The 10,496-nt window shown below is 54.2% G+C and carries 11 protein-coding genes; all 11 read left to right on the top strand.

Going from position 1 to position 10,496, the window contains the following annotated elements; genetic code table 11:
* The first annotated feature begins 268 nt into the window (after nucleotides 1–268).
* A complete protein-coding gene (nuoI, locus tag OH144_RS03320; protein WP_266204873.1) occupies nucleotides 269–784 on the top strand; it encodes an NADH-quinone oxidoreductase subunit NuoI in 516 nt (171 codons plus the stop codon).
* Between the two features lie 5 nt (nucleotides 785–789).
* Nucleotides 790–1,326 (top strand): NADH-quinone oxidoreductase subunit J, encoded by a 537-nt coding sequence (nuoJ, locus tag OH144_RS03315; RefSeq protein ID WP_266204872.1) that lies wholly within the window; start codon nucleotides 790–792, stop codon nucleotides 1,324–1,326.
* Nucleotides 1,323–1,631 carry an NADH-quinone oxidoreductase subunit NuoK gene (nuoK, locus tag OH144_RS03310; protein WP_266204871.1) on the top strand — a complete coding sequence of 103 codons (309 nt, stop codon included), beginning with the start codon at nucleotides 1,323–1,325 and terminating at the stop codon, nucleotides 1,629–1,631. The genes nuoJ and nuoK overlap by 4 nt, the downstream gene beginning before the upstream one ends.
* Before the next feature lie 4 nt (nucleotides 1,632–1,635).
* Entirely contained in the window at nucleotides 1,636–3,522 is a 1,887-nt protein-coding gene (nuoL, locus tag OH144_RS03305) for an NADH-quinone oxidoreductase subunit L (protein ID WP_266204870.1), read from the top strand.
* Nucleotides 3,519–5,072, top strand: a complete 1,554-nt coding sequence (nuoM, locus tag OH144_RS03300; protein WP_266204869.1) for an NADH-quinone oxidoreductase subunit M — start codon at nucleotides 3,519–3,521, stop codon at nucleotides 5,070–5,072. Before nuoL ends, nuoM begins: the two co-directional genes overlap by 4 nt.
* Before the next feature lie 145 nt (nucleotides 5,073–5,217).
* Nucleotides 5,218–6,681 carry an NADH-quinone oxidoreductase subunit N gene (locus OH144_RS03295; RefSeq protein WP_266204868.1) on the top strand — a complete coding sequence of 488 codons (1,464 nt, stop codon included), beginning with the start codon at nucleotides 5,218–5,220 and terminating at the stop codon, nucleotides 6,679–6,681.
* Nucleotides 6,682–7,010: 329 nt separating this feature from the next.
* Nucleotides 7,011–7,622, top strand: a complete 612-nt coding sequence (locus OH144_RS03290; protein ID WP_266204867.1) for a hypothetical protein — start codon at nucleotides 7,011–7,013, stop codon at nucleotides 7,620–7,622.
* A gap of 643 nt (nucleotides 7,623–8,265) precedes the next feature.
* Nucleotides 8,266–8,916, top strand: coding sequence for a CatA-like O-acetyltransferase (locus OH144_RS03285; protein ID WP_266204866.1), 651 nt, complete (start codon nucleotides 8,266–8,268; stop codon nucleotides 8,914–8,916).
* A 189-nt stretch (nucleotides 8,917–9,105) separates the two neighbouring features.
* Nucleotides 9,106–9,423 carry a hypothetical protein gene (locus OH144_RS03280; RefSeq protein ID WP_266204865.1) on the top strand — a complete coding sequence of 106 codons (318 nt, stop codon included), beginning with the start codon at nucleotides 9,106–9,108 and terminating at the stop codon, nucleotides 9,421–9,423.
* Between the two features lies 1 nt (nucleotide 9,424).
* The gene (locus OH144_RS03275) at nucleotides 9,425–9,919 is read left to right on the top strand and encodes a DUF2231 domain-containing protein (RefSeq protein WP_266204864.1); all 495 of its coding nucleotides are present in this window, start codon (nucleotides 9,425–9,427) and stop codon (nucleotides 9,917–9,919) included.
* Nucleotides 9,920–10,047: 128 nt separating this feature from the next.
* Entirely contained in the window at nucleotides 10,048–10,482 is a 435-nt protein-coding gene (locus OH144_RS03270; RefSeq protein ID WP_266204863.1) for an HYC_CC_PP family protein, read from the top strand.
* Nucleotides 10,483–10,496: the final 14 nt, after the last annotated feature.

Here is a 10,496-nt window from a genome sequence, read left to right as displayed (position 1 = left end):
GCGAGGTACGGATTACAAATCCGGAACAGCAACAGCAAAAAATAAATTAAACCGCTGGTGCGAGCTTGTAGCTCGTACCGCACACACTGAATGAAAATGGAGAAGCTTGTGCTAAAGAACAACTCAGAATAAGTAGTAAGAAAAATTCCCCGCCTTAGACAAGCGAGAACGCGAGTTCGAAGCTTGCGAGCGTAGCTCTGAGGGGTTAGGGGTGGTTGGACCCGGCACAGCCCAAGTATAAAAGAACTATAAAACGAAAGGAGCAGCTATGTTTAGTTTGTTGCGCAGTATGTGGCTCACGTTTCTGCATGCTTTTCATAAGCGGGAGACCATACTTTACCCGGAGCAGAAACCTATACTTCCGACCCGGTGGCGGGGCCGCATTGTCCTCACGCGCGACCCCGACGGCGGCGAGCGCTGCGTGGCCTGCAACCTGTGCGCCGCCGCCTGCCCCGTGGACTGCATCGCCCTGCAGCCTACCGAAGACGAGACCGGCCGTCGCTACCCTGATTTTTTCCGCATCAACTTCTCGCGCTGCATCTTCTGCGGCTACTGCGAAGAGGCCTGCCCTACCTACGCCATCCAGCTCATCCCCGACTTCGAGATGGGCGAGTACAACCGGCAGAACCTGGTCTATGAGAAAAAAGACCTGCTCATCAACGGCCAGGGCAAGTACCATGGCTATAACTACTACAAAGTGGCGGGCATGGCCATTGGTGGAAAAGGAAAGGGCGAAGCCGAAAATGAATTGCCCCCAGTTGACATCAAAAGTTTACTCCCTTAAGGCCTATGGAACTGACATTTTATATAGCCGCAGCAGTTGCCGTGCTCTCTACGATCATGGTGATCACGCGCTACAACATGATTCACGCTTTGCTCTACCTGGTGGTGTCTTTCCTGGCGGTGGCGGTGGTGTTCTTCACCTTGGGTGCTCCCTTTATGGCGGCCCTGGAGGTGATTATTTACGCCGGTGCTATTGTGGTGCTCATCATCTTTGTGATCATGATGCTTAACCTGACGCAGGAAGATGTGCAGCGCGAGAAGGAGTGGCTCAAGCCTTCGGTCTGGGTTGGACCCACTATACTATCAGCAGTGCTACTGGCGGAGCTCGTCTACATTGTTGCGGCCGGCACGCCTCCGCAAGCCGAGGCTGTCGTTGCTATAGATGCCAGATTGGTAGGCCTGTCGCTATTCGGGCCTTACATACTGGGCGTGCAACTCAGCGGTATTCTGCTGACGGCAGGCATTGTGGGCGCCTACCACCTAGGCAGGCAGAAGAAGAAAGTTATTCACCGGTTTTTACAGGAAAGGAGCGCAGCCGCATGAACGCATCAACCATGGAAGCCGCCCTGCTGCTGGCAGGTGTTCTTTTTATGCTGGGGCTGATCAGCGTCCTGATTCGCCGCAATGTCATTTTTATGCTGATCTCCGTGGAGATTATGCTTAACGCCGCCGGGCTGGCTTTTATCGTGGCTGGCTCTAAATGGGTGCAGCCCGATGGGCAGGTGATGTTCATTTTCATACTAACCATGGCGGCCGCAGAAGTGTCGGTGGGGCTGGCGCTGATCCTGCAGATCTATCATCAACTTAAAACCCTCGACAGCGACGCTGCCAACTTTATGAAAGGATAAGACTATGGAAAACTTCATCTGGCTCATACCTGCCCTGCCTTTTCTGGGGTCGCTCCTGCTCCTCCTTTTCGGCACCCGCTTGTCGCGCACAGGCGTGGCTATACTTGGTGTGGGCAGTGTAGGCATCTCGGCACTCGTTACCATATTGCTGGGCTTGCAGTTCTTGTCTGAGAAACCTGCCTTTTACCACCAGGAAGTATGGCAGTGGTTTAACGTAGCGGGTTTTAGTCCGTCTATTGCCTTTCACCTGGATGCGCTCTCGATTGTCTTTATTTTCGTCATTACGTTTGTGGGATTCCTGATTCACCTCTACGCCACCGCCTATATGGCGGAGGATACGGACTTCTCCCGCTTCTTTGCCTGCATGAACCTGTTTGTGGGCTCTATGCTGATGCTGGTAATGGCTGACAACCTGCTGCTTTTATACTTAGGCTGGGAAGGGGTGGGCCTCTGCTCCTACCTGCTTATTGGCTTCTGGTACAAAGACCCCGCCAACGGCTACGCAGCCCGCAAGGCCTTTATCATCACGCGCGTGGGCGATACGGCTATGGCGATCGGGCTCTTTATACTTTTCCAGACCTTCGGCACGCTAAACATACAGGCTATACTGACCCAGGCCCCTGAAGTATGGAGTGTAGGGGCACAGATGGCGGTGCTCGTGGGATTGCTGCTGTTAGGCGGTGCGGTAGGTAAATCGGGTCAGCTGCCGCTCCAGACCTGGCTACCCGACGCAATGGCGGGCCCTACACCGGTTTCGGCGCTGATACATGCTGCTACCATGGTAACGGCTGGCGTGTACCTGATTGCCAGAATGTATGTGATCTTCGACCTGGCACCCGTGGCGCAGCTGGCGGTGGCCGTCGTGGGTGCGGTTACGCTGCTGCTGGCCGGTTTCTCTGCCCTCACCCAATACGACCTCAAGCGGGTGCTGGCCTATTCCACGATCAGCCAGATCGGCTACATGTTTTTGGCTTTGGGTGTGGGTGCCTGGTCGGCGGGTATTTTCCACTTCATGATCCATGCTTTCTTTAAAGCGCTGCTCTTCCTTTGTGCCGGGGCTATTATTCTGGCCCTGCACCACGAGCAGGACATGCGCCAGATGGGCGGCCTCCGCAAAAGTATGCCCGTCGTGTTCTGGACCTTCCTGATTGGAGCGGCTTCGTTGGCAGCGTTGCCGGTTATCACTTCCGGTTTCTACAGTAAAGACCAGATCCTGTGGTATACCTTGGCTGGTCCGCAAGGCAGCATCTGGCTATACCTGGCCGGACTTGTAGGGGCCTTTATCACCTCCATTTATACTTTCCGGATGGTGTTTATGACCTTTTACGGCGAAGCTAAAACACATATAGCGCACCCGCCGGGCATGGTCATCACCATACCTTTAGTCATCCTAGCCATACTTTCGCTGGTAGGCGGATTTATAGAGTTGCCGCACAATTTCGCCCACATAGCCTTGTTCTCCGGACTGATGGCGCCTGTGTTGCCCGGCATTACGGCCAACGAGCTGTTGGCGGCTAACGAATGGCTGTTCCAGGTATTGGCGGCTGTGGTATCGCTGGGTGGTGTATTTGTGGCGTACCTGTTCTACCAGAGGAGCCCGGCGCTGCTGCAAAATCTGGAGCGCTCGAGCTTTGCCATGAAACTGCACCGCTTCTGGTTCTCGGGCTGGGGTTTTGACGCCTTATACGACAACCTGTTCGTGCGGCCCTACGTGTTCCTGGCCAACCTTAACAAGCGCGACATTATCGACAGCTTTTACACCGGCCTGGCCCGCATGGCCGAGGGCTTCCATGTGATGTTCTCGCAAACCCAAAGTGGCGTACTCCGCAACTACGTGGCGGGTATTGTGGTCGGTGCCATTATGATTCTCACCATAAGCCTACTGCTATGATACTCCTCTGGATGATCGTGATCCTGATGGCCGGCGGACTGCTGGCGTGGCTCTCCAAAAAGTGGCACCCTGAGCTGCCCCGCTGGATTGCCCTCTTCGCCGTGCTGGCTGATTTTATACTTGCCGTATACTTATGGCTTGATGCCCCTACTGCTACCTTAGGCGCATCGCCCTGGCTCCTGCAACTGGAGATTCCCTGGATACCGCAGTGGGGCGTAAACTTTATACTTGCCCTCGACGGACTGAGCCTGCTCATGCTGCTGCTTACCTTTTTTCTGGGCATCCTGTGCGTACTTATCTCGTGGCGGGAGATCAAAGTCAAGACCGGTTTTTTTCACTTTAACCTGCTGTGGGTGCTGGCGGGCATCACGGGCGTTTTCCTTACCATGGATTTGTTCCTGTTCTACTTTTTCTGGGAGGTGATGCTCATTCCGATGTACTTTCTGATCGGCGTCTGGGGCCACGCCAACCGCAACTATGCCGCCTACAAGTTCTTTATTTTCACACAGGCCAGTGGGCTGCTGATGCTGCTTTCCATACTTGGTTTATACTTCATACACGGCGCCCAGACTGGTATTTATACATTCAACTACTTCGAGCTGCTCGGAACGAGTATGGCTCCTGAGGCGGCCCGCTTGCTGATGTTCGGCTTTCTGGCCGCCTTCCTGGTGAAGCTGCCGGTGGTACCGTTCCACTCCTGGTTACCCGATGCGCACTCAGAGGCACCCACGGCCGGTAGCGTGATCCTGGCAGGGCTGCTGCTGAAAACCGGCGCCTACGGCCTGCTGCGCTTCGTGCTGCCGCTCTTTCCGACGGCAACGGTAGAGTTTGCCCCGTGGGCGATGCTGCTGGGCGCCGTCGGTATTATCTACGGCGCCATACTTGCCTACTCCCAAACCGACCTGAAACGGCTGGTAGCCTATACTTCGGTGAGCCACATGGGCTTTATTATACTTGGGGTGTTTGCCTTTAACGAATGGGCCCTGCAGGGCGTGGTCATGCAGATGATTGCCCACGGCCTGAGCACCGGCGCGCTGTTCATCATTGCCGGTTTTCTCTACGAGCGCCTGCATACCCGCGACATCGGGCAAATGGGCGGTTTCTGGGCCAAAGCACCGAAGATGGGCGTCATCGCGCTGGTCTTTGTCATGGCTTCACTCGGACTGCCGGGTTTGGGCAATTTCATTGCAGAGTTCCTGACGCTGGTGGGCTCCTGGCAGGCGAACAACTGGCTGACGGTGGTAGCCACCATAGGCTTGGTGCTGGCCACGGCCTACTCGCTGCGCATCATGCAGAAAGTATTCTACGAGCCTGCTCCCACTGATCACCCGCTCCCCGACCTTACTGCCCGCGAAATGCTTATCGCAGTACCGATGGTGGTGCTCATCCTTTGGCTGGGCCTATACCCACAACCCGTGCTGGACACGGCGCGGCCAAGTATAAACCAGCAACTGCAGGCCTATCAGGAGCCGGAGGTGGAGGAGAAAGTCGCGGTGGTGGCTGAAATTCCAAAAGCGGAGCTAAACATTGAAAAAGTTAAGAAGAGGTAAAATGCGCTGGTGCGAGCTTACAGCTCGTACCGCAAATCCGTTGAAAATTGACACGAGCTAAGAGCTCGCGCCAGCAATAATGACCAGCAAGAATGATTAGCAATCACAAATTTCCAGATACTCAAAACTCCAAATCATACTTACCATGAGCCAAACAGACTTCCTGCACCTGATGCCGCTGATTATACTGACCGTGGCGGCCCTTGTGAACATGCTGGTGGTAGCGGCATGGCGGAACCACAAGATCATCTATGTCATCTCCGCAGTGTCGTTTGTGGCGGCTTTTCTGTCGTTGTTTGAGCTGCGGGGCATCACGGCTTATACCATATATCCGCTTTTCGTGATCGATGGCTTTGGCGTGTTCTATATTGGGTTGATCCTGGCGACGGCGCTGCTTATCAGCATGCTCTCCTATGCCTATTTTGAGCAGCGCGAGGAGCAGAAGGAAGAGTATTATATCCTACTGATTCTATCCACCCTGGGGGCCTGTACTCTGGTCATCAGCACGCACTTTGCCTCGCTCTTCCTGGGCCTGGAGGTGCTGAGCGTGGCGCTGTACTCGCTCATATCCTACTTAAGAGCCCGCAAGCGCTCCGATGAGGCGGGCATCAAATACCTGATACTGGCTGCCTTTTCTTCTGCCTTTCTACTCTTCGGCATGGCGCTGGTATATTTCAGTGTGGGCACTATGACCTTTGCCGGCATCGCCACGGCTATGGCTGGCTTGCAGGAACTCCCCCTACTGCTGCTTACCGGCTTCGGCATGATGATCATCGGCATCGGGTTTAAGCTGAGCGTGGTGCCCTTCCATATGTGGACGCCCGACGTGTATGAAGGAGCGCCGGCTCCGGTTACGGCTTTTATCGCTACGGTGTCCAAGGCAGGTGTGTTGGGTATCATGATCCGCTTTTTTATGGAGGTGGATGGTTTCCGCTACCCCACCCTCATCACCATTTTCACCATTGTAGCCATTTCTTCTATGATTGCCGGTAACCTGCTGGCCCTAATGCAGACGAACGTCAAACGCATCCTGGCTTATTCTTCGATCTCGCACCTGGGCTACCTGCTGGTTGCCTTTTTGGCTGGTAATCGGATGGGTGTCGAGGCAATCACCTTCTACCTGGTGGCCTACTTTATCACCACCGTGGGTGCCTTCGGGGTGGTGGCCATGCTGTCGGACCCGGAGCAGGATGCAGAGCTGCTGGAGGATTACCGCGGCCTGCTCTGGCGCCGCCCCTGGACAGCCACCGCCTTTACCGCCATGCTGCTCTCGCTGGCGGGTATTCCGCTCACTGCCGGTTTTGTGGGTAAGTTCTATGTGCTGGCCGCCGGCGTGAACGAGCAGCTATGGCTGCTCGTGGCCATGCTGGTGCTCAACAGCGTCATCGGCTTATACTATTACATCAAGATCATCGCCGTGATGTTTCAGCAGCCGGAGGCGGAGGAAGAGACACCCAGGCGAAGGTTGCGCCCCTCTATTTATGTGGCCAGTGTGGGCACGCTCGCCATACTTACGCTGCTGTTGCTCCTGGTGGGCGTATACCCCACTGCCCTTGTCGATATTATACAGAATGTGTTCTCTTCGGCTCCAGCTATGGTGAACAGGTAAGTTTTTCCTCTTCAAGGCAGTGCCGTTTCTTACTACTCACACTGGCTCTAAATAATTTACCACTCTATGAAATACCCCCGGTGAAACTAAAGGCACCTTCTTCGGGAGTTTAAGCCGCTGCAATTGGCTACCAGTATCCTTCCAGGATGACATCATAGAGCCCATGGAATTCTGTCCCTTCGAATGGGGAATTTTACTTTGACCAATCAGGAAAAATACCCCTGGCACCTGATAAAACACAACTTCCCGCTCTTTCCCATAGTATGTATACTTAGGAGGATGTGGGGAAGATGGGGGGATTTCTGAGGCTTATCGTTATACTTCTTTTATTGCCTGTTGCAGGCCTTGGGCAAGGCAGGACTTGGGAAGTAGCCGTGGCAGGCGGCGCTGTGCATAACTTCCGGACGCCGCTGCACATCCGGCAGAGCGATGCTGCGGATATAGAAATCGACGCTACGTACCACACAGAGCCTTTCAACCCGCCCGTTTACTACGATATCCGGGTAAGCACCTGGCAAAACGACAAAGGCTGGGAGTTGAAGTTCACGCACCACAAACTCATCCTCGATAACCTCCCGCCAGAAGTGCAGCGCTTTTCCATTACCGATGGTTACAACCTGCTTACCCTAAACCGCCTCTGGCTGGTGCATGGCCTCACCCTCTCCGCCGGCGCTGGACTCGTCATCACACATCCAGAATCCACTATACACGGAGTACCTTACCCCGAAAACAGAGGTATCTTTAACAAAGGCTACTATATATCCGGGCCGATGGCAGAGGCAGCCGTGGCCAAACGCTACTACCTTGCCGACAGGTGGTTTATACTTGGGGAGGGCAGGGTAAGTGCCTCTTATGTAGAAGTGCCCGTGGCCAATGGCGAAGCGCGCCTTTCCAACATAGCCCTGCACGGACTGCTGGGAATGGGGTTCAAGATCAGGTGAAGGAGTTTCGCATCTAAATTTCAACTCTTCCTTAACGTTTTAATGCGGCTTTCATCTCTTTAAAGTACAGCAATATAGCCTCCGTCTCTACAAGTATAACCCACCCCTAACCCCTCCGAGGAGGGGAATTATACTTGCTGATGCTATTGCAAACTTACTAAGCCAGATTCTGCAGCACCGGGTCCAACCACCCCTACCCCTACTCCTTTCCATGCGGGACTTGGTTTCAGCTAGCTCCGTCAGCAGTGGCTATCTAACCAGAACCCAGTCTTTGGGTTGAGCGCCTATGCGAGTTTTTCCGGTGCCGAACGCCAGTGAGGCAGCCCGAGGTACGAGGGCAGGAAAAGCTCCCAGCGCGATGCCCGAAGACGAGCCCTCTCGGGCTGGAGAGCACCAAAGTATGATGTGCAACTATTGGTAAGTTAGTCTGGAGGATGAACGGCAGCTAGCAAGTATAGCTTGTGTCCAGTTACAAACAGCAGCGGTTAAACGAAGGCACAAGCGGACGCTTGCACCAGCTAAGAACTATCGAAGTACAGCAGATATCTTACCAGAAACCTACACAAAAAACGCCTCAAAAATCCCTAAACTCCTTTCCGGCCTTTCCCCAAAGCCGTACCTTTGCGCCTCATAACAAGAATACATGCGCACCAATACACGATACCCAAAAACCCCTTTTGAGGTAAAAGGCTGGGAACGGGAGGAGCATTTCCACTTTTTCAAAAGCTTCGCCAATCCCTTCTTCAATGTCCATACCGAGATAGAGATCACCAACCTCTATAATCACTGCAAACAAAACAACCTTTCGGTCTTTCTGGCTTACATGCATGCTGCCACTGAGGCCGCCCGAAAAACAGAGAACTTTCTGCTACGGCTAGATGGCGAGGAAGTGGTAAGGTATGCGGCCGTGGATATCTCCACCACCGTGCTCACGGAGCGCAAGACAGTGTCTTTCGTGCACCTGCCCCACCACCCGGACCTCGCTACTTTCTGCACAGAGGCCTCAGCTATTGTGGCCGAGGCAAAGCAAGGCAGTAAGCTGTTTCACGGCTACAACGGGCCGGACCTGCTACACGCCACCACTTTGCCATGGTTCAAGTATAACGGCATGGAGCACGCGCATATGGATGATCCGAACGATGCCGTTCCGAAGCTGGCATTCGGCCGGCTGGAGGTGCAGGAGGCGAGAGTAGTGCTGCCCCTGAGCGTGCGGGTGCATCATGCGCTGGTCGACGGCTACCACATCCACCTGTTCCTGCAGCACATGGAGGCAAGTATAAAGGCCTTGGCCTGATCAGCAGAAAAGCACATTATCCTGGGGCCGCTGGCGGGAGCTGTACCGCCACCACAGCCCCCTTTCACTCAGGGCACCTGCCCCACGCATATCCATACTGCCACTTCTCCGTATGTATGATTTGCTATATTTTCCGACGCTATGTTAGGAGGTACGGCAACATATGTATCATCAATTAACCAAAAAACTATGAAACGTTTTAAAGCAACATTGCTGGCTATCCTGTTCATGATCCCCTTGCTCTATGCCTGCAGCGAAGGCACCGATGTCGTGGAGTCGGGCACGTACCAGGGCACCGTGGATGAAGTGGAGCCAGAAAAAACGGAGATCTACGTAGAGACACAAGACAACAAGCGCCTGGAGCTGTACTTCAACGAAAACACCTCACTGACCAGGAACGGCGAAACCGTTGCCTTCGACCAACTGGAAAAAGGTCAGCAGGTAGAAGTGGAGGTAGAGAAGGTGGGCCAGCGCCTGGAGCCGATCGCCGTAAGAATTATGGAATAGCATGGCAGAACCAACCTTCTGGCGAACCGAAGTATGGCACCCGCTCACGGTGCATTTTCCGATTGCACTGCTGACGTTTGCCACGATTGTAAAACTGTTGGCCTTGTTCTTAAAGCCCGCTTCTGCCGCGTTCTGGCAGAAGGCGGGCTCTTTCTTGCTGTATGCCGGCACCCTTGCCGCCTGGATCAGCCTCTACACCGGCGACATGGCCGATGGCGTGGTATCCCGCAAGCTGTGCGACCCCACCGTGCTCAAAGACCATGAGATCTTCGCCGAATACCTGACTTATACTTTTACTGTTGCCGCGCTACTGGACGTGGCCCAGCGCTACCGCTTGCTAACGTACAAGCCGCGTTTAACACAGGTGCTGGTGGTCGTGCTGCTGCTGGTTGGCACCGGCTTTCTGACTTATGCCGGCCATTTGGGTGCCCGCGTAGTGTACCAGCAGGCAGGCGGCGTGTATGTGCCCTCTTCAGATTGCGCTGAGTTCAATTAACCTGCTGTTTATCGGTTGCTGTCCGGCTTCTGCCGTGAAGGATAGGAAATGATATAAAAGATTTTGATAATTGTGTAAGCATGCTTGCCGCACAGGTTGTACCTTTGTAGTAAGTATAATCTCAACTGATGAACCTATACCGCCAGATCATATTGCTGACCCTAACGCTGCTGGTGCTCGTCTCCTCGACGGGTATGGCCGTGGGCATGCATATTTGTGGCGGTGAGTTGCGCGATGTTACCTTCTTCGGGGCCGAGGCCGATTGCCCGATGGATATGGAAAAGCCTGTGAAGAAAGCACCGGCCTGCCATACCCCTCCCTCGGATGCTGATGACGAAGCCTGCTGCGCAGACCACCAGGTGATCGTGGAGCGGCTCGATGTGGCCGAGCTCAAGGCCATTAACCTGCACAAGCTCCAGGACATCAAATTTATTGCTACTGTAAAGGCGGTTATACTGCTGTGGTTCGCCCCTGAGGCTGACCTGAAGCCAACCTACGCGCTTTACGAATCTCCCCCGCTGGCCCGCGACATACCAGTGCTGGTACAGTCTTTCCTGCTATAAATCCCGCTTTTTTC

Origin of the sequence: Pontibacter kalidii, from assembly GCF_026278245.1 — a bacterium.
GTDB lineage: Bacteria > Bacteroidota > Bacteroidia > Cytophagales > Hymenobacteraceae > Pontibacter > Pontibacter kalidii.
Note: the sequence above shows the minus strand (reverse complement) of the source record. Positions and strands in the feature narration are given on the sequence as shown.

Bases quoted from the DNA above. Each gene is read 5' to 3' on its own strand.
- nuoK (WP_266204871.1), top strand. From the start codon at position 1,323: ATGAACGCATCAACCATGGAAGCCGCCCTGCTGCTGGCAGGTGTTCTT.
- OH144_RS03280 (WP_266204865.1), top strand. From the start codon at position 9,106: ATGAAACGTTTTAAAGCAACATTGCTGGCTATCCTGTTCATGATCCCC.
- OH144_RS03285 (WP_266204866.1), top strand. From the start codon at position 8,266: ATGCGCACCAATACACGATACCCAAAAACCCCTTTTGAGGTAAAAGGC.
- OH144_RS03270 (WP_266204863.1), top strand. From the start codon at position 10,048: ATGAACCTATACCGCCAGATCATATTGCTGACCCTAACGCTGCTGGTG.
- nuoJ (WP_266204872.1), top strand. From the start codon at position 790: ATGGAACTGACATTTTATATAGCCGCAGCAGTTGCCGTGCTCTCTACG.
- nuoI (WP_266204873.1), top strand. From the start codon at position 269: ATGTTTAGTTTGTTGCGCAGTATGTGGCTCACGTTTCTGCATGCTTTT.
- nuoL (WP_266204870.1), top strand. From the start codon at position 1,636: ATGGAAAACTTCATCTGGCTCATACCTGCCCTGCCTTTTCTGGGGTCG.
- OH144_RS03295 (WP_266204868.1), top strand. From the start codon at position 5,218: ATGAGCCAAACAGACTTCCTGCACCTGATGCCGCTGATTATACTGACC.
- OH144_RS03275 (WP_266204864.1), top strand. From the start codon at position 9,425: ATGGCAGAACCAACCTTCTGGCGAACCGAAGTATGGCACCCGCTCACG.
- nuoM (WP_266204869.1), top strand. From the start codon at position 3,519: ATGATACTCCTCTGGATGATCGTGATCCTGATGGCCGGCGGACTGCTG.